General features: G+C 44.0%; 23 protein-coding genes. 14 read left to right on the top strand and 9 right to left on the bottom strand.

The genetic code is table 11. From position 1 onward, the window contains the following. Nucleotides 1–136: 136 nt before the first annotated feature. Entirely contained in the window at nt 137–817 is a 681-nt protein-coding gene (locus tag R7P69_RS08705; protein WP_005388843.1) for a DUF3334 family protein, read from the bottom strand. Nucleotides 818–1,080: 263 nt separating this feature from the next. Here R7P69_RS08705 and R7P69_RS08700 point away from each other — a divergent pair, with 263 nt between their 5' ends. Both R7P69_RS08700 and R7P69_RS08695 read left to right on the top strand, forming a co-directional pair. After that, nucleotides 1,081–4,116: an FAD-binding and (Fe-S)-binding domain-containing protein gene (locus tag R7P69_RS08700; RefSeq protein WP_238952279.1), complete on the top strand. Its 3,036-nt coding sequence runs from the start codon at nt 1,081–1,083 to the stop codon at nt 4,114–4,116. A 73-nt stretch (nt 4,117–4,189) separates the two neighbouring features. Then, nucleotides 4,190–4,651, top strand: coding sequence for a methyltransferase family protein (locus R7P69_RS08695; RefSeq protein WP_005377951.1), 462 nt, complete (start codon nt 4,190–4,192; stop codon nt 4,649–4,651). A gap of 110 nt (nt 4,652–4,761) precedes the next feature. Here the strand turns inward: R7P69_RS08695 and R7P69_RS08690 are convergent, their stop codons facing one another. From R7P69_RS08690 to hutC, 6 genes are all read right to left on the bottom strand, one after another. Beyond that, the gene (locus R7P69_RS08690) at nt 4,762–5,487 is read right to left on the bottom strand and encodes a DUF3581 domain-containing protein (protein WP_238952280.1); all 726 of its coding nucleotides are present in this window, start codon (nt 5,485–5,487) and stop codon (nt 4,762–4,764) included. A gap of 335 nt (nt 5,488–5,822) precedes the next feature. Continuing rightward, complete coding sequence (gene hutH, locus R7P69_RS08685) at nt 5,823–7,358, bottom strand: histidine ammonia-lyase (protein ID WP_017821814.1); 1,536 nt, start codon at nt 7,356–7,358, stop codon at nt 5,823–5,825. An 11-nt stretch (nt 7,359–7,369) separates the two neighbouring features. Then, the gene (hutU, locus tag R7P69_RS08680) at nt 7,370–9,067 is read right to left on the bottom strand and encodes a urocanate hydratase (protein ID WP_025766830.1); all 1,698 of its coding nucleotides are present in this window, start codon (nt 9,065–9,067) and stop codon (nt 7,370–7,372) included. A gap of 73 nt (nt 9,068–9,140) precedes the next feature. Beyond that, the gene (hutG, locus tag R7P69_RS08675; RefSeq protein ID WP_285384563.1) at nt 9,141–10,151 is read right to left on the bottom strand and encodes a formimidoylglutamase; all 1,011 of its coding nucleotides are present in this window, start codon (nt 10,149–10,151) and stop codon (nt 9,141–9,143) included. Between the two features lies 1 nt (nt 10,152). Next, complete coding sequence (hutI, locus tag R7P69_RS08670) at nt 10,153–11,403, bottom strand: imidazolonepropionase (protein WP_064353834.1); 1,251 nt, start codon at nt 11,401–11,403, stop codon at nt 10,153–10,155. A 129-nt stretch (nt 11,404–11,532) separates the two neighbouring features. Continuing rightward, the gene (gene hutC, locus R7P69_RS08665) at nt 11,533–12,240 is read right to left on the bottom strand and encodes a histidine utilization repressor (RefSeq protein WP_005377944.1); all 708 of its coding nucleotides are present in this window, start codon (nt 12,238–12,240) and stop codon (nt 11,533–11,535) included. Nucleotides 12,241–12,488: 248 nt separating this feature from the next. On the opposite strand from hutC, the gene R7P69_RS08660 reads away from it, so the two are divergent. Next, entirely contained in the window at nt 12,489–13,232 is a 744-nt protein-coding gene (locus tag R7P69_RS08660; protein WP_064353835.1) for a sporulation protein, read from the top strand. A gap of 6 nt (nt 13,233–13,238) precedes the next feature. Here R7P69_RS08660 and R7P69_RS08655 read toward each other — a convergent pair whose 3' ends face one another. Next, complete coding sequence (locus tag R7P69_RS08655) at nt 13,239–14,216, bottom strand: DUF3187 family protein (RefSeq protein ID WP_064353836.1); 978 nt, start codon at nt 14,214–14,216, stop codon at nt 13,239–13,241. A gap of 403 nt (nt 14,217–14,619) precedes the next feature. Between R7P69_RS08655 and thrS the strand changes: the two genes are divergently transcribed. The 6 genes from thrS (at nt 14,620) to R7P69_RS08625 (ending at nt 19,495) form a co-directional block, all read left to right on the top strand. Then, complete coding sequence (gene thrS, locus R7P69_RS08650; protein ID WP_005395892.1) at nt 14,620–16,548, top strand: threonine--tRNA ligase; 1,929 nt, start codon at nt 14,620–14,622, stop codon at nt 16,546–16,548. 3 nt (nt 16,549–16,551) lie between these two features. Next, nucleotides 16,552–17,103, top strand: a complete 552-nt coding sequence (infC, locus tag R7P69_RS08645; protein WP_080276913.1) for a translation initiation factor IF-3 — start codon at nt 16,552–16,554, stop codon at nt 17,101–17,103. A gap of 120 nt (nt 17,104–17,223) precedes the next feature. After that, nucleotides 17,224–17,418, top strand: coding sequence for a 50S ribosomal protein L35 (gene rpmI, locus R7P69_RS08640; RefSeq protein WP_005377932.1), 195 nt, complete (start codon nt 17,224–17,226; stop codon nt 17,416–17,418). 40 nt (nt 17,419–17,458) lie between these two features. Continuing rightward, nucleotides 17,459–17,812, top strand: a complete 354-nt coding sequence (rplT, locus tag R7P69_RS08635; RefSeq protein WP_004727974.1) for a 50S ribosomal protein L20 — start codon at nt 17,459–17,461, stop codon at nt 17,810–17,812. A gap of 189 nt (nt 17,813–18,001) precedes the next feature. Next, entirely contained in the window at nt 18,002–18,319 is a 318-nt protein-coding gene (locus tag R7P69_RS08630) for a heavy metal-binding domain-containing protein (RefSeq protein WP_005377919.1), read from the top strand. A 366-nt stretch (nt 18,320–18,685) separates the two neighbouring features. Next, on the top strand, nt 18,686–19,495 hold the full coding sequence (locus R7P69_RS08625) for a helix-turn-helix domain-containing protein (RefSeq protein WP_005385480.1): 810 nt from the start codon (nt 18,686–18,688) through the stop codon (nt 19,493–19,495). On the opposite strand, the gene R7P69_RS08620 is transcribed toward R7P69_RS08625, so the two are convergent. Continuing rightward, complete coding sequence (locus R7P69_RS08620; protein ID WP_031780965.1) at nt 19,488–19,673, bottom strand: hypothetical protein; 186 nt, start codon at nt 19,671–19,673, stop codon at nt 19,488–19,490. The genes R7P69_RS08625 and R7P69_RS08620 overlap by 8 nt on opposite strands. 270 nt (nt 19,674–19,943) lie before the next feature. Here R7P69_RS08620 and R7P69_RS08615 point away from each other — a divergent pair, with 270 nt between their 5' ends. From R7P69_RS08615 to pheS, 5 genes are all read left to right on the top strand, one after another. Continuing rightward, complete coding sequence (locus R7P69_RS08615; RefSeq protein WP_005377913.1) at nt 19,944–20,732, top strand: TetR/AcrR family transcriptional regulator; 789 nt, start codon at nt 19,944–19,946, stop codon at nt 20,730–20,732. A 249-nt stretch (nt 20,733–20,981) separates the two neighbouring features. Beyond that, a complete protein-coding gene (locus R7P69_RS08610) occupies nt 20,982–23,360 on the top strand; it encodes an efflux RND transporter permease subunit (protein ID WP_318121562.1) in 2,379 nt (792 codons plus the stop codon). A gap of 18 nt (nt 23,361–23,378) precedes the next feature. Then, complete coding sequence (locus R7P69_RS08605) at nt 23,379–24,170, top strand: outer membrane lipoprotein-sorting protein (RefSeq protein ID WP_064353838.1); 792 nt, start codon at nt 23,379–23,381, stop codon at nt 24,168–24,170. 10 nt (nt 24,171–24,180) lie between these two features. Then, nucleotides 24,181–25,356, top strand: coding sequence for a hypothetical protein (locus tag R7P69_RS08600; RefSeq protein WP_064353839.1), 1,176 nt, complete (start codon nt 24,181–24,183; stop codon nt 25,354–25,356). Nucleotides 25,357–25,547: 191 nt separating this feature from the next. Next, nucleotides 25,548–26,531 carry a phenylalanine--tRNA ligase subunit alpha gene (gene pheS, locus R7P69_RS08595; RefSeq protein WP_005385470.1) on the top strand — a complete coding sequence of 328 codons (984 nt, stop codon included), beginning with the start codon at nt 25,548–25,550 and terminating at the stop codon, nt 26,529–26,531.

Raw genomic sequence — 26,531 nt, 5'->3', positions numbered from 1 at the left:
CAAGGTGGGACTGAAGATAATTTCTGCACATAAAAAGAAGCCTCGCATTAAGCGAGGCTGGCGTTTTAGTTCGTCGTAATCAGTATGAAGTCGTACTTGTGTCTAAGAAGCCATTCTTCATTAAGATTCGTTAGAATTACAACCCGAGCTGGTTGAGCAAGTCATCGGCATCATCGTTTGATCCCGACGATTTAGATTCTTTCTCAGCCAACTGTTTACGTGTTGCCTCTAAAATGTCGTCTGGGTTTTCGTCTTCAGCAACTTCAAACTCTTCCAGTTGGATGAACTCAGTTTTATCCATTGCTAGTTCGAGATAGAAAATATTGTTGTTTTCGGTGGAGAACGTCACTCTGCGCGCTTGAGGGCGGTCAAGGTTGGTATCAACTTGTAAGATAACTTGCTTATTCAGCGCCAGCATTTTTGGTTGGTTTTGTGTGATGTTCGTTTGCAGGTCTTTACGAATTTTATTAGTGAAGTCTCCGACCAGTTGATTCATGAGTTCACCCAGAACATCGCCTACCTCGTCAGAAGTATGAGATATTGCCAGTTCTTCTTCTGGCATGCCCATATTACGCATGTAGTTGGTGTAGATCTCCAGTGCGGCTTTTGCCGTAAAATTAATCACAACTAGCCCGGTAAATCCGCCATCAAACAGAACAAAACAGCCAAAATCTGGTTTGAGGCTAGTCTTGTGGATTTTTTGCACCATTGCTGAATAATTTACTTGAGAAGATGTCGCCGAAGTAAGTACGCCAGAAACAGACTGGCAAAGTTTGAGAAGGATATCTTCAGTGGTCACAATTTTATTTTTTTTCATTCTGAAAACTCATCTAGAAACGCGATTCGTTCCCCAATGTAAGGCATCAAGCGTGAAAAAATAAAGCATAAGTTTAATTATTGTATCGAGATTCTGATTTGCTCGTCTTTTTAAATGTTGTAAAGTGACGAAATTCAAAGAATATTACTTCACTAACTCTTTTGTGGTGTTTTTTTTCGCTTAGCGCCAATTTGTATGAGAAGTGAGCAAATAATTACACAACCCGCAGCTGATCGGATCAGCGTCGTAGGGGCAGGAAGCAAATGTTACCAAGATTACACTCGCAAACTGATGTCGATCCTCTTGTTCTTAGTTTTCTGAAAGAGCTTGAGCACGCCGGATTCACTGGTGATATCGAAAGCCAATATTCAAGTCGACTAGCGGTTGCCACTGACAACAGTGTTTACCAGCAACTTCCTCAGTCTGTCGTTCATCCCAAAACGACAGAAGATGTTTCTCTCCTCGGGAAACTGAGCAATAAAGAAAAGTACGAACGAATTACCTTTTCACCTCGTGGTGGCGGCACGGGGACCAATGGTCAGTCGCTAACCAAAGGTATTGTGGTGGATATGTCTCGCCACATGAACAAAGTGCTTGAGATTAATGAGAAAGAAGGCTGGGTTCGTGTACAAACTGGTGTAGTGAAAGACCAGTTAAATGACGCAGTTCGCCCTTATGGCTACTTCTTCTCTCCAGACTTATCTACCAGTAACCGTGCAACGATTGGCGGCATGGTCAACACCGATGCTTCTGGTCAAGGTTCTCTGAAATACGGAAAAACATCCGATCATGTTTTGTCGCTACAAGCGGTGTTTGCTGATGGCTCAGTTTTAGAATCAGACCTGTCCAACGGCTACCCAAAAGAAGACGAGTTTGCTGCCAAGGCGCTACGTGTAACGGAATCCGTATGTCGTGAAAAACGCCAGCAGATCGTAGATAAGTTTCCTCCTCTTAACCGATTTTTAACGGGCTACGATTTAAAAAATGCCTTGAATGAAGACGGTGACCGTTTCGATATCACACGAGTACTTTGCGGCGCGGAAGGTTCATTGGCATTTATTACCGAAGCAAAGCTGAACCTGACGCCAATTCCGAAAGCGCGTACGTTGGTTAACGTTAAATACAACAGCTTTGATTCTGCACTGCGTAATGCACCGTTTATGGTAGAAGCGAAAGCGCTGTCTGTAGAAACCGTTGACTCAAAAGTGCTTAATCTCGCGAAGCAAGATATCGTTTGGCACACCGTGAGCGATTTACTTACCGATGTTCCAAATAAAGAGATGCTTGGCATCAATATGGTGGAATACGCAGGTCAGGACGAAGAGGAAGTTGCTGCTCAGGTTGCAGCGTTGACCGCCAAGCTCGATACCATGTTGGAAACAGAAGAAGCGGGCATTATCGGCTACCAAGTTTGTAACGATGTAGCGAGCATTGGGCGTATTTACAACATGCGTAAAAAAGCGGTGGGTTTGTTAGGCGCAGCAAAAGGTCGTGCTAAACCGGTCGCATTCGCTGAAGATACCTGTGTGCCACCAGAAAACCTGGCGGACTTTATTGTAGAGTTTCGAGAACTGTTAGACAGCAAGTCTCTGAATTACGGCATGTTTGGTCACGTCGATGCTGGGGTGCTTCACGTACGTCCTGCGTTGGATTTGTGTGACCCGCACCAAGAAGCATTGATGCACGAAGTGTCTGATGAAGTGGTCAAGCTGGTGGCGAAATACGGTGGTTTGATGTGGGGTGAACACGGCAAAGGTTTCCGTTCAGAATATGGCCCTGAGTTTTTCGGCGACGAGTTGTTTACTGAACTGAGACGTGTGAAAGCGGCATTCGATCCACACAACAAAATGAACCCGGGCAAAATCTGTACACCGCTGGATAGTGATGCAGAGCTTGTCAAAGTTACCGATACCAAACGTGGTTACTATGACCGTCAGATTGACGTTCAAGTACGTGACAGCTTTAAACAAGCGGTGGAATGTAACGGTAACGGTTTGTGTTTTAACTACGATACTAGCTCGCCAATGTGTCCATCGATGAAAGTAACAGCCGATCGTCGTCATTCACCGAAAGGTCGTGCGGGTTTGGTTCGCGAGTGGTTGCGTCAGCTCACTGAACAAGGCATTGATATCCTTGACTTAGAAAAGCAAACGCTAGAAAACAGAACATCAATCAAAACCATGATTGACCGTGTACGTCATTCTATCAATCGTCGTCACGAATACGATTTCTCCCACGAAGTGTATGAAGCGATGAATGGTTGTTTGGCGTGTAAAGCATGTGCGAGCCAGTGTCCGATTAAAGTCGATGTTCCGAGTTTTCGCTCACGCTTTTTAAACATCTATCACTCTCGTTACCAACGTCCTGCAAAAGACTATCTGGTTGCCAACATTGAGACTATGCTGCCGATGATGGCGAAAGCGCCAGGTGTCGTAAATGGTGTTTTGAAGCAGTCGTGGGTGAAAAGTTTAACGGCATCTACGGTCGGGTATGTCGATGCGCCGTTGTTATCAGTACCCACCTTGAAACAACGAGTAGAGTCGCTGACAACGCCTTATGATCTGCAAGCGCTCAGTGGTTTGTCTTCGTCTGAAAAGAGCAAGCATGTTTTAATTGTTCAAGACCCATTCACTAGTTACTACGACGCTGATGTCGTTGAAGACTTCGTTAAGTTATTGAAAAAGCTGGGTATGAATCCGGTGCTTCTGCCGTTTAAGCCGAATGGTAAAGCACAACACATTAAAGGGTTTTTACGTCAGTTTAAGGACACAGCAGCCGACACAGCGAAGTTCTTGGCGATGGTAGCGGATTTGGATATCCCATTAGTTGGCGTCGATCCTGCTTTGGTGCTGTGTTATCGAGATGAATACGCTGAAGTGCTTGGCAGTAAGCGAGGTAATTTCGATGTACTAACAGCCCACGAATGGCTTTACCCAAGACTAGAAGCGTTTGAAAGCGGAGAGCATAAGGCGCAGGAACCTTGGTATCTGTTTGCTCACTGTACTGAGAAAACCAAAATGCCAAATGCGGAAAAAGAGTGGGGCGCTATTTTTGCTCACTTTGGTGCAGTTTTGAATACGGTACCTGTTGGTTGTTGTGGTATGGCGGGTACGTTTGGTCATGAGGTTGATAAGTTGTCGATGTCGAAAGACATTTACAATTTAAGCTGGAAGCCGAGCTTAGATAAGTTGGATAACGAGAGATGTTTGATTACAGGCTATTCTTGCCGCAGCCAAGTTAAACGCTTTGAAGGAACGAAGCCCAAGCATCCCGTTCAGGCGCTGTTAACTTTGTTGTAATCGGACTAAATCAAGCCCAGTTTTACTGGGCTTTTTAGAAACCGTATTTAGACCCTTTCAAAGGATATGAATCTTGAGAAAACTTGAACTCAAAGTCCCACCTGTTGTGGTGTTTTTGCTAGTCATACTTTTGATGTACGGACTTAAAGTTTTGACGCCGAGCATGAACATTCGAGTACCCTTTGTTGAATTTGTAGTAGGTGTATTAACTTTGTTGTCTGGCTACATGGGCATTGCTGGCGTGTATGAATTTCGCAAAGTAAAAACCACAGTGAACCCAGTAAAACCTGAAGCGGCATCTTCTGTTGTAAGAACTGGTGTGTTTGCCTTTTCACGCAACCCTATGTACACGGCATTATTGCTTCTAATCATAGCAACTGGTTTGTGGTGGCAGCACTTGAGTGTGGTGCTTTGTGGCGTGATATTTGTCAGTTATATGAATCGGTTTCAAATCAAGCCTGAGGAACGCGTTTTAGAGCGATTGTTTGGTGAAGAGTATGTGGATTATAAAAACCATGTTCGTCGTTGGCTCTAAACATTGCGTTTAGTTTTGTTTGGATGAGACATAAAAAGAAAGCCCAACGGTCGACGTTGGGCTTTCTTTTAGTAAACACGTTTTTTGTGCGCTTCTGATAGGGCAGTCGACTAGGCTGCCTTAACGAACTTTGCTAGGAATGCATCCTTACGTTCATTAAAGCGGCGTACAAGGTCGTCAACCGCTTCTTGATCATATGGCTTCAAGCCACTTGCAACCATGCGCTTAATACCTTTACCAACGACTTCACCGTCTTCTTTGAACGCAAAGTTTAAGGTGACTACACCTCGTTTTCCTTCTACGTCGAATGTTGCGCCAGTGAAATCCACCTCTGGATGCGTAAGGTCTAAGCGTGAAAATTCGACTTCCATGCTTTCATAAATAACTAATGGACGCTGGCAGTTGATCATCATTTGCTTCTCTTCCATAAGAGGAACCATGATGTGAGGGAAGTTCATACCAGAAAATTGCACGTAATTTGTCACTACATGCTCAATAAATGCCGGATCGTGGTTAGTTTCACCTTCACGGGACATGTGTAAGTATTCTTTACCTGCCTCGTCAACAACAGCGCTTTCTTTGTCACACTTATTTTCAATATGAAGTGCTACACCATCGTTTACCATGCCAGAGAAGTTAAAACGCATCTTTTGGCTAACGCCTTCTTTACTAAGAAGCACAGCGAAAAGTAAATCTCCAGGGACACAAAAGCGTTTGTTGTCTTCATCATGAATTGGGTTGTAGTCACCTGCGACACGTTTTGCAAAGTGGCTTGCTTGTTCGCGAGTGAACTGAAACTGGTGATTAATGTTTGAAAAATAAGGTGTTAGAAACATAATTTTTACGTAGTAACCAAAACTGTGTGGGATTATATGCGAATATCTGCGTAGCAATGGTCCATCCAGTGAAAACTTCACCGTATCCTAACAATAAGACACTATTTCGGCGGATAAACCGTTAAAAACGCATACTTTAGCAACGCTTTTATTTGTGAAAACAATAAACAACGACCTTTTCGCTCGCCTATCTTTTAAAGTATAGCCATCAAAGTAGACTGGCGTTCATAAATAGTGCCATCAACATGTTTAATCGTATGTAAAAAGGCTCCACGCAGAACGTAGAGCCTTCAAGTCATCATCTTTTTATTCGGTGAAATGCCAGTTATGCTTAATTATTGAACACTGGGTAACAAGCTCTCTGGCATGAGCGTGTTGTGGATAGCCAGCTTAAGCAGAGTGTTTGCCTGTTCAATGTCTGGAGCAAAGTAGCGATCTTTATCGTAGAACGATACTTTTTCACGCAACATTTGTTTCGCAATCTCAATACGCTCAGAGGACTTGTTTGGCGCTCTAAAGTCTAGGCCTTGTGCTGCTGAGAGGTATTCGACAGCCAGAATACCGCGAGTGTTTTCGCCCATTTCTTTCAATCTGCGAGCCGCGAATGTTGCCATTGACACGTGATCTTCTTGGTTTGCAGATGTTGGCAAGCTGTCTACTGACGCTGGGTGAGCGAGTGTTTTGTTTTCACTTGCTAACGCAGCAGAGGTAACCTGAGCAATCATGAAACCAGAGTTCACACCACCATTGTCGACTAAGAACGGTGGCAGTTTTGATAGCGCGCTATCGATAAGTAATGCCATACGACGTTCAGACAAGCTGCCGATCTCGGCAATCGCAAGTGCTAGGTTGTCGGCTGCCATTGCAACAGGCTCCGCGTGGAAGTTACCGCCAGAGATGATGTCACCATCTTCAGCAAACACCAACGGATTATCTGATACGGAATTCGCCTCTACTTGTAATACTTCGGCCGCATTGCGGATTTGCTGTAAACACGCGCCCATCACTTGAGGCTGACAGCGCAAAGAATACGGGTCTTGCACTTTTTCACAGTTAGTGTGCGAATCACCTATTTCACTCGATGTGTCTAACAAATGACGGTATGCGAGTGCTGCGTCCATCTGGCTGCGATGACCACGTACACGGTGAATGCGCGGATCGAATGGACGTCGGCTGCCGAGAGCGGCTTCAACAGACATTGCACCACAAACGGTTGCTGATGCGAAAAGGTCTTCCGCGATAAACAGGCCTTCCAATGCGAACGCTGTGGATGCCTGAGTCCCATTTAGTAGCGCTAAGCCTTCTTTTGGCGCCAGAGTGATAGGCTCTAGACCTGCGATTTTTAATGCTTCTTGCCCGGAAATGATTTTACCGTTGTGGCGAGCTTGTCCTTCTCCCAGTAATACAGTGCTCATATGGGCTAGAGGAGCTAAGTCACCTGATGCGCCAACAGAGCCCTTTTTAGGTACACAAGGGTAAACTTGTGCGTTGACTAGGTCGGTCAGCATATTAATGACTTTTAGGCGAATCCCAGAAAAGCCACGAGACAGACTATTGATTTTTAATACCATCATCAGACGAACCGTTTCATCTGACATAAACTCACCGATACCTGCCGCATGAGAAAGAACGATACTGCGTTGCAGTGTTTCTAAATCTTCTGGTGCTATTCGTGTGTTAGCCAATAGCCCAAAACCAGTGTTAATTCCGTAAACCGTTCGATCTTCCGCGATGACTCGGTCTACGACCTGTGTGCTTTCTTCAATGGCCGGAATGGCTTCAGGATCCAAAGTAAGGTTGACTGGTGAACGGCTCACTTGGCGTAGTTCGTTTAAGCTAATATGACCTGGCTTTAGCGTTAAATTTAACATCTCTTTCATCCTTACTTGAGCTTCTTCAGTTCTTCGTTGAGCATTGGCAAATCTAGCCCTTGCTCTGCTGCACATTGTTTAGCGATATCGTATCCCGCATCAGCATGACGCATAACGCCTGTTGCTGGGTCGTTATGCAGCACGCGGGCAATACGTTCTGAGGCATCTTCACTGCCGTCACAGCAGATAACCATACCTGAGTGTTGCGAGAAGCCCATACCTACGCCACCACCGTGGTGTAGTGAAACCCAAGTTGCGCCGCCCGCCGTGTTGAGTAGCGCGTTTAATAATGGCCAGTCTGATACGGCGTCAGAACCGTCCATCATACCTTCGGTTTCACGGTTCGGGCTTGCTACAGAGCCAGAATCTAAGTGATCTCGACCAATGACAACGGGCGCTTTAAGTTCGCCATTTTTCACCATTTCGTTGAATGCTTGACCAAGACGCTCACGATCTTTAAGACCAACCCAGCAAATACGCGCAGGTAAACCTTGGAACTGGATGCGTTCGCGAGCCATATCTAGCCAGTTATGTAAGTGCGGATTATCTGGAATTAGCTCTTTTACTTTTTGGTCGGTTTTATAAATGTCCTCAGGATCGCCAGAGAGAGCAGCCCAACGGAAAGGACCGATACCTTCACAGAATAGAGGACGAATGTAGGCTGGAACGAAGCCAGGAAAATCGAATGCGTTTTCTACGCCTTCTTCCAAGGCCATCTGGCGGATGTTGTTACCGTAGTCGAGTGTTGCGGCGCCGCGATTTTGCAGCTCTAACATCGCTTGAACTTGCACAGCCATGGATTTTTTCGCTGCTTTTACGACCATTGCTTCATCTTGCAAACGCATTTCTGCTGCGTGAGACATGCTCCAGCCTTGTGGTAAATAGCCATTGAGCGGGTCGTGTGCAGACGTTTGGTCTGTTACGACATCAGGCGTGATATTACGTTCTACCAGCTCAGAGAAAACGTCTGCTGCATTACCTAGTAGACCAACCGATACTGGTGTGTCTGACTCTTTAATGATAGCTAGCGCTTCATCTAAAGAAGTCGCTTTCTTATCGACATAGCCTGTACGTAGGCGGTAATCGATACGTGATTCATCACACTCTACTGCAATCATGGAGAAGCCCGCCATTGTACCAGCGAGAGGTTGAGCACCACCCATGCCACCAAGACCACCTGTTAGAATCCAACGGCCCTTTGCTTCACCGTCAAAGTGTTTTTTTGCAACAGATACGAACGTTTCGTATGTGCCTTGTACGATACCTTGCGAGCCAATGTATATCCAGCTGCCAGCGGTCATTTGGCCGTACATCATCAAGCCTTGTTTATCGAGCTCGTTGAAGTGTTCCCAGTTTGCCCAATGCGGAACAAGGTTTGAGTTTGCGATAAGCACGCGTGGGGCATTTTTATGAGTAGGGAAAACACCAACAGGCTTGCCTGATTGAACTAAAAGCGTTTGGTCATCTTCGAGTCTTTCAAGTACTTCAACAATCTTGTCGTAACATTCCCAGTTTCGCGCTGCTCGGCCAATGCCGCCATATACAACCAGTGAATGTGGATGTTCTGCAACATCAGGATCAAGGTTGTTCATCAGCATACGAAGAGGGGCTTCGGTTAGCCAAGATTTTGCGCGCAGTTTATCTCCGTGAGGTGCACGAATTGTTCTGCTTGTATCAAGTCGTGGATCTTGTCCCTGGCGCTGTGTCATTTCAGACTCCTTTAGTTTCTCGTGATGACCAAGTACTTGCTTGGTCGTAATAATCAGTGGCATCTGGGATGCATTATGGTTTGTGCTGTTTTTCCGCCATTGCGTTGGCGATATCCCAACACAAACGGGCAGCTAATCGTGCTGTTTGACTATCGACGTCATAATTTGGGTTGTATTCGGCGATATCAGCCAGCATTAACTTATTTTTGTAATGAAGAATTCGATCTAAAAAGGGTGCAATAGTGTCGTAACTCACTCCCCGAGCTGCTGGTGCGCTGACTCCAGGTGCGGTTGCGGCAGGAAATACATCCAGATCAATGGTCAAATAGAGGTAGTCACAGTCGTCAATAAAATGCTGAAGCTGAGTTAAGTGATAACTGTGGTTTAAGTAGCAGAGCTGATTGTCCTCTACATACCAAACATTTAACGCATCTGCTTTTTCAAATAGCGCTTTAGTGTTGCTACTGCGGCTTACACCAATACAAGCGTAATGAAAGTCCCAATCGTTACGTTGACAAAAATGATGAATTTGGTTGAAGGGTGTACCAGAGCTCGGTCTTACGTCGACGAGGTTACTCTCGAATGCGCGCAAATCGAAATGCGCATCGAAATTGATAATGCCGATTTTAGGCTTCTTCTCTGGATGGTGCGCTTTAAAATATTCCGCTAAGCCGGAAAACGAGGCCCACGCAATCTCATGCCCACCACCCAGCACGATGACTGGCGTATGGGGCAGTGCGCTTGAAATGGTTGCTGCACATAGAGCTTGGCTCTCCTCCAGTAAGTCGTCTTCACACACCACAGTACCTAAGTCATATAGTGGGGCGTCTTGGTGCCATGCTAAATTAGCGAGTGCTCGTCGGATTAAGTCTGGCGCTTTTTTCGCGCCAATGCGTCCTTTGTTTCTCGCAACGCCAGCGTCGGTAGCAAAACCGAGTAATGAGACGCCATGCGCAACGGCACTCAACTCATCTGCTTTTTGGCGTTGAACAACGTGATGAATTCGCTGACCAAGCTTGCCGTCCTCGGCATCATGACGGCCTTGCCAATGAAATAGGGGAGAGTGTAGGTCGAATTGAGACATATTAGTGGCCTCCGTGTGAAATGTATTCACCATTTACTATACGACCTACCAGACGTTTTGCTCCGACTTGATAGCTTAAATCCGCAGGGCTTTCGATATCCCAGATAGAGAAGTCCGCATCAAACCCTACTTTGATTTCGCCACGTGAGTTTTGATAACCCAGAGCTTTGGCTGCATGTTGCGTTACACCACGCAGTGCTTCTTGCGGTGTAAGGCGAAATAGTGTGCACGCCATATTCAGCATGAGTGTGAGATCAGAAAATGGTGATGTACCTGGGTTGACGTCCGTAGCAATTGCCATCGGCACGTTATGCTCTCTCAACAACTCAATCGGTGGTAACTGAGTTTCTCTTAGAAAATAAAAAGCGCCAGGCAATAGAGTGGCGACGGTGTTTGATCGAGCAAGTGCTTTAACACCTTGCTCATCTAAAAACTCGATGTGATCCGCTGACAGACCGTTGTATTGCGCAGTGAGGGCTGTACCACCGAGATTAGAAAGTTGCTCAGTATGCCCTTTAACCTTTAAGCCGTGGCGTTTTGCAGCTACAAACACTTTTTCTGTTTGTTCAAGATTGAAACCAATCGATTCACAAAAAACATCGACACTCGTAGCTAATTCTTCCTTTGCGACAACAGGGATTATGTCCTGACAAATGTGCTCAATATAATCATCTGCACGACCTTGGAACTCTGGCGGAATGGCGTGAGCGGCGAGAAGTGTAGTGGTGATTTTAACTTTGCGCTCTTGTTCAAGCATTTTGGCTGCACGGAGCATTTTTATTTCATCATTCAGTGTCAATCCATAGCCAGATTTCACCTCGACAGAAGTGACGCCACTCGCGAGTAACCCATCTAAACGTGGTAACGCTAACTCAACTAGTTGTGCTTCGGTTGCAGAGCGTGTCGCATGTACCGTTGAGAGAATCCCGCCGCCTTGTTTGGAAATTTCTTGATATGGCACGCCGTTTAAGCGCATTTCAAATTCGTTGGCACGATTGCCCGCGTAAATAAGATGAGTGTGGCAGTCGATCAAACCTGGCAGAACTAACTTGCCTTGAAGGTCGATACTCTGAGCGTAATGTTGGGCAGACAGCAGAGACTCGGTTTGCGGTGCGTCTTCACCAATGGCACAAGTACTGATCGCAACGATTTTTCCAGATTTAATACCAATGCGCGCTGGAGGCGTTGGAAGGTATCCGCATTCTCCCGATTGCATGGTAACTAGACGTGCGTTTTCAATCAGCAAATCCATGTTTGTGTCCCTGTGTTTATTTGTATCATTAAATGTATATACAAATAAATAGAGCAAAATAAGAATACTGACAAGATTGATGTTGCTAAAATGTGATCAAAACGTAGATCTAGAGGACAAATCTTGTCCTTAAATGAGCACTTTTGAGCTCAGCTTATATTTGTTACCAGGGTGATAAAGTAGGGCGGTACTGACTAATTTATCTTGGCTCCACGTTCTGCGATTCAAGAGAAGGCAAGGTTCATTGGCTTGCATTTTTAAGTCTTGCTTAATACGGCTTTCAGGCACAATTGCCTCTACAGTATGTTCTATCGCGCTGAGTGGGCAATTATTTGACAGGTATTGATTTGGAGTGATTTGTGTGAAGTCTTGATTTAAATAACTCGGGGCATATTGGCTATTCACCCAGCGGAGCTCCAATTGAATCGGCGTTTGGTCTTCATAGTGAATAATTTCACTGTAAAACACTGTCGTGCCTAGCATAACGCCGAGTTTTGTCGCAATGTTGTCATCTGCTTTTATGGCAATTTGTTTGAGCACTTTACTGCCATACTTTCGCCCTCTATCGCTGACTTCTTCGGCAATGTTTCGAATGTCTAGCAGAGGAGATTCTGACTTTTCACCAGGATCACACACGAACGTGCCTAAACGTGGGCGACGTTGTAATCGGCCCTCATTTACTAAATCCCGAATTGCTTTGTTCACTGTCATTCTACTGACACCAAATTGCTCGGTAAGCTCAATCTCGGTGGCGATGCGATGACCAACTACCCACTCTCCAGCATCAATTTTATCCAGGATAAATTGTTTAATTTGAATGTAGAGTGGTGCAGACATAATGATCTCCCTTTATTTGACTATACAAATACTGCTTAATTTAGGTACAAATTGCAAACATTTCTCGACGAATGTACCGCTTAGTGACCGAGCAATCCTATTGCAGAGCTGAATGACTCTTGTTGCTGAGCATTATTTGGATTGATGATTGAATTCAAACATTTTCTTGTGGTCTATTGCTTGCACAGCAGAAAACAATTGTGTAAACAAACGATTATTAGAAGAAAAATCGCTAAAAAAGGAAAAGTATGTTTAAAAAATTGAAAGCATCACTGGGGATCGGCTCTGCAAAAGTAGATACCATTTTGGACGAAATGAGCGTGTTTCAAGGAGCGACGCTGAAAGGGCATGTTCATATCAAAGGCGGAGACGTCGAACAACAAATTGATGCTATTACGATTAAATTGAACACGGAAATGAAAGTCGAAGTGGATGATAGCGTAAGTTACCAAACGTTCACTATTGATCAATTGAAAGCAGTTGACCCTTTTGTGATTCAACCTAATGAAGAAAAGCAGGTTCCGTTTGAGCTAAAATTGCATGATGAAACGCCAATTACTGCGGTTAGCGCACTTAAGAATCAATGTCATGTTTGGGTTGAGACGACGTTAGATATTGATTTTGCAATTGATCCGCGTGACCGTGACTATATTGAAGTGAAACCACTACCAGTAGCATCTCGGGTTATTCAAGCGATCGAGCAAGCTGGTTTCACAATGGTTAAAGCCGATGTTGAAAAAGGCTTTTTGCGCGGTGGCTCGTTTGCCTCTCGCTCTGGTATTTATCAAGAACTAGAGTTCCGTAACAACGGCTTTATCTCATCAAAAGAAATTGAGCTCTCTTTTATTCTGGAAGGGCAGGTCATGCATTGTTTGGCAGAGATTGACCGTTCGCTCAGTTTGGCTGGTGACCAATATCGCTCGTTTACGTTGCCGATCAATGCAACCGATGCTCAAGTCGCAACCGCAGTTGCACCAACGCTAAATCTATAGCTCTCATCAACTTGATGAAAATATGTACCGATATCCTATTGTGAAAGCGATATCGGTACTGTTATCCATGTTTCTTGCGTTCTCTACGGCTAAAAACTCAAGCGCTGAATTTTCCATTAGATATCGATAGCCTAATACCAGTTCATTAGAGGCATCAGCAAACTCTGTGGGCCCTTCTGTTGAGCCTTGATACCAATGATATTCCAACATCAGGTGATGGTTATCTTCTAAGGCATAACGGTACCCACCCGCAATGGCAATCGTATTATGTCGATAGGGCAGATCGAGCAAGGCACGGTCATCCGAGCGAAAAGTCATGCCAATCATCGAATAAAATGCATGAGCATCACTTAAGTAGCTGTAGTTTAATTGGAAGCCTTGCTCGAAACTGCTACCTTGAAAAGTGCTGTGAGCCACATCGTTAAAATACAAACTGCCGCCAATCGATAGGCCGTGATGTTCATTTTGGAACACTTGATACTGCAAGTAAGTAGATAGGTTATTGGCCAGTGTTTGTCCTTCGAAATCATCTTCAAGCACATCATATTGCGGCATTGAAATGTAAAAACGATCTCTGTCTACTTTATCCCGCCCATTTTGTCCGATACCGAAAAGTTTATGGAAGCTTTTCGTCAGTCCATCTAAATGGTTGTCAGCGGCAAAGACCCATCGATAGTTGAGCTCCCACTGCCAACGGTTGCTGACTTGCCATTTGCTGCCTAATTCGATTTGATTGTGGTAATAATCCAGTGCGTATTCATCAGTATGAGCCCAAACACTTGCCACGGTTCCCGAACCATAAGCTTCGACAAAACCATAGGGTAGACTATGTCCTGAACGCAGTACGTTGGTGTGACTAACCACTTGCATTGGGGATTGTGCGTAAGAACGCAGCGGGCCATATAAGTCATTTGATGCGAAGGCTTGCAAAGAACATATCGAGGTGCTTAGAAGCACCATAAAGCGCGATTTGAAATAGACCATGATGAATACCTACATACAAACTACTCTATAAAACAACTATATACCTAAATCGCACGTTGAGCTCTCGCCCAGCGTGTTAGGTTTTGTATCGGTTCACACGTAATAGGCGATATTGTAATTTGTTGTGTAAGTTCATTGAGGGGCAATTCCGTTTACAAGTTATGCTGTCTCTTAAAAAAGCATGATCAGATTGTCGTGACGGGTCTGCGGTTAAGTTCTTATGACAAAACAAAATCGCGCTTTGCATTCTAAATGTGAGCTAGGTACAATCCCATTCTCGATAACGGTCCGGTATTCGTGTTACCGAGAGGCCTTTATTGACTCTCAACTATTTTCAACAAATAGCTTCTAATTTGAATAACATGTGTTGCTTGGTGTGCAACACCACTGTAAAGGACATAGCATGCCTATTATTACTCTTCCTGACGGCAGTCAGCGTCAATTTGACAACCCAGTTTCTACTATGGAAGTTGCGCAATCGATCGGTCCTGGTCTTGCCAAAGCAACTATCGCTGGTCGTGTAAACGGTAACCGCGTTGATGCGTGTGATCTAATTGAAGAAGACGCAAGCCTTGAAATCATCACAGTTAAAGATGAAGTAGACGGTCTAGAAATCGTTCGTCACTCTTGTGCTCACCTTCTTGGTCACGCTCTTAAGCAGCTTTACCCTCAAGCTAAAATGGCGATCGGTCCAACCATCGACAATGGCTTCTACTACGATATCGACCTAGACGAATCTCTAACGCAAGAAGATCTTGAAAAGATTGAAAAGCGTATGAAAGAGCTAGCGAAAACCAAGTACGAAGTGGTTAAGAAAAAAGTAAGCTGGCAGGAAGCGCGTGATACGTTTGAATCACGTGGCGAACCATACAAAGTGGAAATCCTTGACGAAAACGTATCTCGTGATGATCGTCCAGGCCTTTACCACCATGAAGAATACATCGACATGTGTCGTGGTCCTCACGTTCCTAACATGAGCTTCTGTCAACACTTCACTTTGCTGAATGTTGCAGGTGCTTACTGGCGTGGTAACAGCGACAACAAAATGCTTCAACGTATCTACGGTACGGCTTTCCACGACAAGAAAGCACTGAAAGCGCACCTAACTCGCCTAGAAGAAGCGGCGAAGCGTGATCACCGTAAGATTGGTAAGCAACTAGACCTATTCCACATGCAGCAAGAAGCACCGGGTATGGTGTTCTGGCATCACAATGGTTGGTCTATCTTCCGTGATCTAGAAGTATTCATCCGCGCTAAGCTAGATGAGTACGGTTACCAAGAAGTGAAAGGTCCACTTATGATGGACCGTGTTCTTTGGGAACGCTCTGGGCACTGGGACAAATACGCTGATGCAATGTTCACAACTTCTTCTGAGAACCGTGAATACGCGATTAAGCCAATGAACTGTCCAGGTCACGTACAGATCTTCAACCAAGGTCTAAAATCGTACCGCGACCTACCGCTACGTATGGCTGAGTTTGGCTCATGTCACCGTAACGAACCATCTGGTGCACTACACGGTATTATGCGTGTACGTGGCTTTACTCAGGATGACGCTCACATTTTCTGTACTGAGAGCCAAATTCAAGAAGAAGTAACAAACTGTATCAAGATGGTGTACGATACGTACCAAACATTTGGTTTCGACAACATCGTAGTGAAACTGTCTACTCGTCCAGAGAAACGTGTAGGTTCAGATGAAATCTGGGATCAATCTGAAGAAGCATTGAAGCAGTCTCTTGAATCGATGGATATCCCATACGAAATTCAAGAAGGCGAGGGTGCGTTCTACGGCCCTAAGATTGAATTCACACTATACGATTGTCTAGACCGTGCGTGGCAGTGTGGTACTGTCCAGCTAGACTTCAACCTACCAGGTCGCTTAGGTGCAACTTATGTAGGTGAAAACAATGAACGTCTTGTACCGGTAATGATTCACCGTGCGATTCTAGGTTCACTAGAGCGCTTCATCGGTATCCTTATCGAAGAATATGCTGGTTTCTTCCCAACTTGGTTGGCGCCAGAACAAGCAGTTCTTATGAACATTACTGATAAACAGTCAGGTTATGTTCAAGAAATAGTACAAAAACTACAAAAAAGTGGAATTAGAGCTAAAGCGGACTTGAGAAATGAGAAGATTGGCTTTAAAATCCGCGAACATACTTTGAAGCGTGTACCGTATATGCTTGTTGTTGGTGACCAAGAAATGGAAGCTGGCGAAATAGCAGTGCGTACTCGTAAAGGTAAAGATCTTGGTAAATTTAAAGTGGATGATTTTATTGCATACATCCAAGACGAGATCTCTAGCCGTAAGCTCAATCTGGAGGAATAAGCTATTAAAGGCGGAAGACGTGGCCAACAGCCGGTAAAACAAAACCCGCACCGTATCAACGGTGAAATTCGTGGTATTCGTGAAGTTCGACTAACAGGCGCTGACGGTGAATCAGTTGGTGTTGTATCGATTCAAGAAGCCATTGCAGCTGCTGAAGAAGCTGGTATGGATCTCGTTGAGATCAGTCCTAACGCCGAGCCACCTGTTTGTCGTGTGATGGACTATGGTAAGTTCCTCTTCGAGAAGAGCAAAACTGCTAAAGAGCAGAAGAAGAAGCAAAAGCAGGTCCAGATCAAGGAAGTAAAATTCCGTCCTGGAACTGATATTGGAGACTATCAGGTAAAACTACGCAACCTGACGCGTTTCCTTGAAGAAGGCAACAAAGTGAAAGTAACAATTCGCTTCCGTGGCCGAGAGATGGCACACCAAGACATCGGTGTTGACGTTCTAAATCGTCTTAAGGAAGATACTGCAGAAATTGCTGTAGTTGAATCTTTCCCTAAGAAGATTGAAGGTCGCCAGATGATCATGGTGCTAGCCCCTAAAAAGAAGTAATTAACGGCTCATCAAGTAATTAAAACCTAGCCGCTTTCCTTTATATAAAGGCATATGGCTGGGTTTTGTTCGCCCTAATTACGTTGTTTATTAAACCTACTCAATGCGGAGTTATTCATCATGCCTAAGATGAAAACCAACAAAGGTGCTGCTAAGCGTTTTAAGAAAACTGCTGGTGGTATTAAGTACAAGCACGCTACAAAACGTCACATCCTGACTAAGCGTACTACTAAGAACAAGCGTCAACTACGTCCGAATGCAATCCTTCCAAAATGTGAAGTGGCTGCAGTAATCCGTATGTTGCCATACGCTTAATTCTTTTTAGTTATCAATCGTTTAGTTTAGGAGAAGCATAATGCCTCGCGTAAAACGTGGTGTACAAGCTCGTGCACGTCATAAGAAAGTTCTAAAACAAGCTAAAGGTTACTACGGTGCGCGTTCACGTGTTTACCGCGTAGCTTTCCAAGCAGTTACTAAAGCTGGTCAATACGCTTACCGTGACCGTCGCGCTAAGAAACGTCAATTCCGTCAACTATGGATTGCACGTATCAATGCGGCATCTCGTCAAAATGGTCTATCTTACAGCCGTTTCATCAACGGTCTGAAGAAAGCATCTATCGAGATCGACCGTAAGATCCTTGCGGACATCGCTGTATTCGACAAAGCTGCATTTGCAGTTCTAGTTGAAAAAGCGAAAGCTGCTCTTTAATTAGCAGTTTAGGATTAAGATAAGGAGAGCATTAGCTCTCCTTTTTTATTGCTAAAATTTATACCCAAATGACTTTTAGCTTGGCTATTTAGAGTATTGTTTATCAGTGTTCTCAATTTATTGGTTAGCATCTTATGTTAGTTATAAGGTAGCTTGGGTATAAATTTTTACGTTTATAAGGGATTAAAAATGATCTACACAACGACCGAAAGCATTCCTGGCAAGCAGATCTCTGAAATCAGAGGGGTTGTAACTGGTAATGTTGTTCAATCAAAGCATATTGGCCGTGACCTCATGGCGGGTATCAAGAGCATTGTTGGCGGCGAAATTCGTGGTTACACGGAAATGATGACCGACGCGCGTGATATTGCTATACAGCGCATGGTGGCGGACGCTGAATCTAAAGGTGCCGATGCAATAGTAGGGATTCGATTTACCACAAGCTCAATCGTAGATGGTTCTTCGGAAATTTTGGCATTTGGTACTGCAGTGAAACTAGCGGACTAGTCTACTTGAATAGCATTGCAAAAATGCTAATAGAGAGCGGTGAATTATTATGCATTTACCGTTCTGTTCCTTTTAGGTTAATTATTCTAGATTTTTGTAGAGAGAATAGGTTTATATTCTCAACTTTACGTTACTATTAAAATTAATCACGATGATTTAGAGTAATTGCTTTACTTTTATTTTGCATATTATTTTATATCTATAATGAAATTGAACTCATATTGAATTTTTCATTTGTTGTGTGAATTCTCTTTTCGGTATATTAATTCATGTTTTTCTTATAAAAATATGAACTTATACCTTGCCAAGCGGTTCTAAATTGTTACAAATACTATACAGCTGTAACATTGCCAAAAGGAATTGTAGATGAGAGATCTGACTCCCGAATACTTGCTAGCCGCATTACGCCAAGCGATTAAAACAAAAGGGCTAACATATCGAGAGCTATCTGAGAAAATGGGTATGCCACTATCTACCTTTAAGAGACATCTTACAAGCACGAATCTCGCTTTAGATAAGTTGCTGGAATATTGTAGAGCGGTTGATTGCACGTTAGATGAACTACAAAAGCTCGCAAATCAATTGCAAGGTGAAGACGAGGATTACTTTAGTCGCACACAGGATGAAGTATTCTTTCAATTCCCTCACCTTTACGACTTTTATCGTGAATTGAGAATGCTTCGAGGTAAAGACGGTTATTCTATTTTAAAGAAAAAGTATGACTTGTCTGAGCAGAGCATGTCTGATTACTTAAAAGCATTAGAGTTGTTGGATCTCGTTTACGTTGATGAAGATAAAAATATAACGCTGCACGGGCCTTTATATTATAGCTATGCAGAGAACTCCAAGCTCAACGACAAATATACCGAAATCATAAAAGAGCAGACGACTACCCACGATAAGTGTGTTCGCGTTGCTTTGGCGCGTATGAAAATTACTGAAGAACAGCTTTTGTTACTGGAAGATCAAGTTGCAAAGACCGTCATTGATTTTCATTCCAAAAATGTTGTAGCAGAGAACTTTAATGTCTCTGATTTTACTAATATTGTTCTACTTGCTGGGCCACATCAGCCAGTCACATTCTCTGACGGCATTATTGAGACAGAGGGGCGATTTATTGATGATATTCGTTATGCCATCGCAGCTGCAGGTGATAAGCCAAGCCTATCTATATAGATTTTGAGCCTTTTTTGAAGAGAGTTTCTGAAAGGGCGTTGCAAAAGAAAAAGCCTAAGACAGCAAATACTTTGTAAGTAGGGCATTCAGCGGTGTTTGCTCTTAATTCAGACTTAAAGTGTGTTGGGCTTATTTCGAATAATACCTGTTCAGCATCTACTTTCGTTATTTTTAACATGCTGATTTCCTTCGTTGTTCCTCCCAAAGCCTATCTCGCTTCCTCTACAAAGAAACCATTCTCGTTGAACCAAGCATCCTGTAGCTACTTGGGTATGCATAATTGGTAGCTATTTATCTTCTAATTATAAATTCATACTTGAAATGTTTGTTTTTTGATCTATTATGACGAAGTGTCATTTGTGACGGTTCGTCAACTTTAGTTGCGTTCCCGTATTAAAGAATCGTGTTACAATTATTGGGAGTGTGTTGGTTTACGGATCAAAGGATTATGTTTAACTTTCGCTGTAAAAAATATAGCAAGCAAGACGGATGTCGTGTGTCTTCAGGGCTAACAAAAAAGCAACAGGCGATTGCTGATCGTGAGATAGAGCTTATTCAATTGGCTAAGTCTTTAGTTCAAGAGCAAGGCTTTGCCAACTTAACGATGGACAAGCTTACAGCGTCAAGCCCTTATTCTAAAGGGACGATCTACAATCATTTTTGCAGCAAAGAAGATGTGATTCTTGCGCTTTGTATTCATTCGCTGAAAAGCGAAGCAATATTTTTCGAACGTACCGCCAAATTTAATGGCAATACCAGAGAAAAAATCATTGCGATGCATGTAGGTTATCGTATTTACGCTCGTATGGAGCCAGTACTATCAACTTGTGCGATTGTTGCAAAGACGCCTTGGGTTCTAGAGAAGGCTTCGCCTAAACGTGTGAATGAACTGAATAACTTGGAAGAACAAGTAATAGATGGTGCTGATGCGCTGGTGAACAATGCGGTAGAATGTGGTGATCTTAAGTTTTCTCCCGCAATTGGTTCTGATGCTATTGTATTCGCCAACTGGTCTATTGCATTCGGTTCAAACGCTTTGGCGCAAAATGCATCGAACAGTCGATGTATTCAGCGAATTCAAGACCCATTCTCAGTACTGCACAACGCGAATATGTTACTTGATGGTTTAGGTTGGTCGCCTTTATCTACAGAATGGGACTACCGTAAAACCTGGCGTCGAGTGGAGCAGGAGTTATTTAGTGAAGAGCTTGCTTATTTAGAGTCAGTGAATCGCTAATAAACTGGAAAGGCCAATCTGACGTTATGGTTGGCTTTTTTATCGCACTATTGTGACGAATCGTCATTAAATCTCGAGGGTTGGCGTTCAGCCAATGATCACGAGAAGCATAGGAAGTTACTAAAAACTGACTTATGTAGCCAAATTCATTCGATCTAAAGTTTGCATGTCGAGTTTGTCTGGTTATTTACAGCATTTGCTGTTTTTTTAGTTTTTAAATTTGACGAAACGTCACAAAAGGAGAGTGTGATGCCACATCACAACGTTCAACAATACGCCCGTTCAGGGTGGGGTAAGCTACCAACGAATTACAGTGTATTGGTGATGCTTGCTACCGTTTTATTGATTGTCATAGCAACTATTGGAGGAAAAAATCTTTACTTTAGAGGAGATTACGACATCTTCTTTGATGGAACAAATGAGCAGTTACTTGCGTTTGATGAAATTCAAACCACCTTTGCAAAATCTGACAGTCTTGCTTTGGTTATAGCGCCAAAGAGCGGCACTGTTTTTACTCCTAGTACATTATCTCTTATTCAGCAGATCACTGACGAGGCGTGGCAAGTTCCATACTCCACCCGCGTTGATTCCCTCGCCAACTACCAGCATACCGAAGCGTTTGAAGATGATCTTCTTGTCGAAGACTTACTGTATAGCGAATATGAATTGACACCTCAACGAATAGAGAAAGTCAAAAGTATTGCGTTGAGTGAGCCGGTTTTGAAAAGTTCACTGATTTCTGAAAAAGGAGATGTCACGGTCGTAAACATTACGGTCCAACTCCCTGAAATAGATAAAACTGCTGAAGTACAAGAGGTGGTTGCTTACATAAACGGAATGATTGAACGTTATCAGCAAGTGTACCCAGACACGGAATTCCACAAGGCTGGTATTATTGCAATGAACTACGCATTTATGACCGCAGCCCAAGATGATAGCGCAACATTAGTGCCTACTATGTTACTAGTGATATTGGTGTTTCTGACCATCATGTTGCGCTCATTGCTTAGCGTCATCGCGACGCTCATCGTTATTATCGGCTCGGTTATGGTGACAATGGGCTTGTCAGGATGGGCTGGTATGTTCTTAAGCACGGCGACCGTTAATGTGCCTACCTTGGTGATGACGCTTGCCGTCGCAGACTGTGTACACATCATCGCGACAATGCGTCAGTCTATGCAAAACGGCTTTAGTAAAGCCCACTCTATTGAGCGAAGTATTGCGCTCAATTTCATGCCTATCTTGATTACCTCCATTACCACCGCGATCGGCTTTTTAATGATGAATATGTCGGATTCTCCAATCCTGAGAGATTTCGGCAACCTATCAGCCCTTGGCGTCATGGTTGCTTGTTTCCTTTCCATCACGTTACTTCCCGCCTTGCTTAATATCCTTCCGGTTACGGTGAAGTCGGATACTTCTGATGAAAGAAAGCACTTTATGGATCATTTAGGAGATTTCGTGGTGTCAAAGCGACATGCGTTATTGCCGTTGTCGGTGCTTGTTATTGTCGCGAGTGCGAGCTTGATTCCGCTGAACAAAGTCAATGATGAATCCGTCGAGTACTTTGGCCATAGCAATGAATTTCGCCGAGCGGCTGATTTTATGGAAGAGCGAATCAGTGGCATGGCGAACATCAGTATCGCGATAAAAACTAACGAATCGCAGGGCATTGCCGATCCTAATTTTCTCAATTCCGTGGGTAAATTTACTGACTGGCTAAGGTTGCAGCCAGAAACGGACCATGTTGCGACCTTGAGCGATGTTTATAAGCGCCTAAACAAGAACATGCATGGAGAAGATCAGGCTTATTACTCGCTCCCTCAAGACAGAGAATTAGCGGCTCAATATCTGCTGCTTTATGAAATGTCACTACCGTATGGTTTAGATTTGAACAACCAAATCAATGTAGATAAGTCGTCGATCAAGATGGTTCTCACCGTGGAGAACTTGGGCAGCGTCGAGCTTGTTGATTTGGAAAATCGCATTTACCAATGGTTTAACGAAAACGCGCCTCAATATGATGTTGTTGCGTCTAGTCCTTCATTGATGTTTGCGCATATTGGTGAAACGAATATGGCCAGCATGCTGTCAACCTTGCCCATTACTCTTGTCTTAATCTCTGCATTACTGATCTTTGCCTTGCGTTCGTTCAAGCTTGGCTTAATTAGTCTTGTCCCGAATATTGCTCCTGCGCTTATTGGTTTTGGTATTTGGGCGCTGGTTTCTGGCGAGATTAACTTGGGATTGTCTGTCGTTGTGACATTAACGCTTGGTGTTGTTGTCGATGACGCCGTTCACTTTCTTTCTAAATATCAACACGCTCGTAAAGATGGCCACAGTGCGGAGCAAGCGGTTCGCTACGCCTTTCGCACCGTGGGGCGCGCGCTTTGGATTACGACGGTCGTGCTTGTTGCTGGTTTCTCTGTTCTGGCGATGTCGAGCTTCCGCTTAAATGCCGATATGGGACAGTTGAGTGCCATTGTTATCTTCATTGCTCTTGTTGTGGATTTCATCTTTCTACCGACTCTACTGATGTTGTTTGACAAAGGCGTTTACGACGAGGTAGAGCGCCGAAATAAGCTTAAATCAACTGACTCTCAAACCAAGACTGTTACTCAGTCATAACGAATTAAAGGATTGAACATGAATTTAGTAAAAAATGCCTTAAAAGTATCAGTACTTTCTGTCTCGCTTATTATGAGTCATGCGGTGTTGGCGGATGAAGCCAAAGGACTAGAAATTGCCCAAGAGCGCAAAGCCCGTGATGGAGGGTGGGGGGATTCTGTTGCTACGATGCAAATGATTCTGCGAAACGCGCAAGGAGAAAGCAGCACACGTTTAATGCGCTTACAATCACTTGAAGTTGATGGCGATGGTGACAAAGGGCTCACGATATTTGATGAACCGAGAGATGTAAAAGGCACGGCGTTTCTCAACCATTCTCATACGGTGGGTGCCGATGACCAATGGCTTTACCTTCCTGCACTGAAACGTGTGAAACGTATTTCCTCGCGTAACAAATCAGGTCCTTTTATGGGCAGTGAATTCGCGTATGAGGATCTCAGTTCCTTTGAGATTGAAAAATACCGTTTCAACTACCTAAAAGATGACAGCATAAACGGGCAAGATGTTTTCGTCGTAGAGCAAATTCCGACCGATAAGAACTCAGGTTATACCAAGCAAACGGTGTGGTTAGATAAAGCGCATTATCGTCCACTTAAAGTTGAGTTTTACGACCGCAAAGGCTCTTTGTTAAAAACGCTTTCTTTTTCCGATTACAAGCAATATCTCAACCAATATTGGCGAGCGCACACTATGGCGATGACAAACCATCAAACAGGAAAAAGTACTGAGCTAACGACTAGCGAAATGCGTTTTAACACTGGATTACAAGACAATGACTTTCATAAGAATGTGTTGAAGCGAGTGAGGTAGTGGAGGAAAAATGAAGCGATTAAATGTTGGGTTGTTGCTTAGTGCAGCAGCCTTTTTTTACTCGATGCCTCTGACTGCCGTCGAGCTCGCAGGACAAGTCAATATTGAGCATCGTCAGTTTTTTAAAACGGGCTCTCAGGGTCAGAGCAAAGCGCAAACGTCATTGGTTTTGCAGCCAGAATTTTACTGGGAGATGCAAAATGGTGATGCAAACTTTACTTTCACACCTTTCTATCGTCTGGATGGTCTAGACGATGAGCGAAGTCATGGTGACATACGAGAGGCACTTTATCTGACTTATTGGGATGATTATGAGCTTCGAGTTGGGATTAGTAAGGTCTTTTGGGGAGTGACTGAATCAGCCCATTTAGTTGATGTAGTAAACCAAACAGACTCTATTGAAGCCGTTGATGGTGAAGATAAGCTCGGTCAGCCGATGTTACATTTTACCTCTTTCAAAGACTGGGGTACCGTCCACGCAATGTTGTTACCTTACTTTAGGGAACGAACGTTTGCGGGTACAGATGGCCGCTTGCGAACCGAACCCGTTGTCTCTGATGATGCTATCTATGAATCAAGCAGAGAAGAGAAGCACGTAGATGTGGCTTTTCGATATTCGAAAATGCTTGGCGATTGGGACGTAGGCCTAAGCTATTTATATGGAACAAACCGGGATCCCTACTTTCGTTTTGAGTACGGAGAATTAAAGCCTTACTACGCTCTGATGAGTCATGTCGGTCTCGATGTGCAAGGAATTGTTGGCGATTGGTTATGGAAACTAGAAAGTGTTTATCGAGATAGCGCTGATAATCATGTCGGTCTTGTGACGGGTTTTGAGTATACCTTCGTCGGTGCATTTGACACGGTTTGGGATGTGGGAGTTATTGGTGAGTACCTCTATGACAGTCGAGGGAACAACGCACAAACTATCGGTCAAAATGATGTGTTTGCAGGTATTCGTTGGGCGCTCAATGATGAGGACGGAACGGAAGTATTGACGGGAATCACGAAGGATTTAGATAACGCTGATGTTTACAATGCTAAGTTAGAGGCGTCGAGCCGAATATCGAATCACGTTAAGTGGCAAATTGATGCTTGGTTGTTTAAAAATGAAACACCAAATGATTTGCTCTACTTTGCTAGAGATGACGATTTTATCGAGCTATCTATTCAATACTATTTCTAAAACAAAAGGGCACAACTAAACGGCAGATTAACTAAAGATGACATTTTTGACGTTTTTGTGCTCTTTTTATTCAATAACCTCTTCTTTTCGTAATTCAATTTGGCATTGGTGCCCGGTTTGGCTACTATGTACAGCTATCAAAAAACCAATCACTCCCTTATGGACACTACCTACAGGTAGATGAGGAAACGATGCAACATCTAGAAGAGATCATTGCTAGCGCGAGCACTGCAATTGAAGCTGCCGAATCGCTAGTCGCACTTGATGAAGTGCGTGTTCAGTATCTGGGTAAAAAAGGTGAGCTAACTGCTCAACTTCAAAGCCTAGGCAAACTACCACCAGAAGAACGCCGTGAAGCTGGTCAAGAGATCAACAAAGCGAAAGGCGTAGTTCAGCAAGCTATCGCAGCTCGTAAAGATGCACTACAACGTGCTGAGCTTGAAGCGAAACTAGCAGCAGAAACAATCGACGTAACACTACCAGGTCGTCGTATTGAAAACGGTGGTTTACACCCAGTAACTCGTACTGTAGAGCGTATTGAGAAGTTCTTTGGCGAACTCGGTTTTAACACCGAGGCAGGCCCAGAGATCGAAGATGCATTCCACAACTTCGATGCGCTAAACATCGCAGCTGATCACCCAGCGCGTACTGACCACGATACTTTCTTCTTCAACCCAGACTTGATGCTTCGTACTCATACGTCAGGCGTACAGATCCGTACGATGGAAAATGGTAAACCACCATTCCGTTTCATCGCACCAGGCCGTGTATACCGTAACGACTACGACCAAACGCACACGCCAATGTTCCACCAAGTGGAAGGCATGCTGGTTGATGAGAACGTAAACTTTGCTCAGCTGAAAGGCATCCTGCACGATTTCCTATGTAACTTCTTCGAAGAAGAAGTAGAAGTACGTTTCCGTCCATCTTACTTCCCATTCACTGAGCCTTCAGCTGAAGTAGACGTGAAAGGCAAGAACGGTAAATGGTTAGAAGTACTAGGCTGCGGTATGGTTCACCCGAACGTGCTACGTAGCGTAGGTATCGATCCTGAAAAATACTCTGGTTTCGCATTCGGTATGGGTGTTGAGCGTCTAACAATGCTTCGTTACGGCGTGAACGACCTACGTGCGTTCTTCGAGAACGATCTTCGTTTCCTAAAACAGTTCAAGTAA

The sequence above is a fragment of the Vibrio sp. 661 genome, assembly GCF_033339315.1.
Taxonomy (GTDB): domain Bacteria; phylum Pseudomonadota; class Gammaproteobacteria; order Enterobacterales; family Vibrionaceae; genus Vibrio; species Vibrio alginolyticus.
This window is presented reverse-complemented; position numbering and strand designations above follow the sequence as displayed.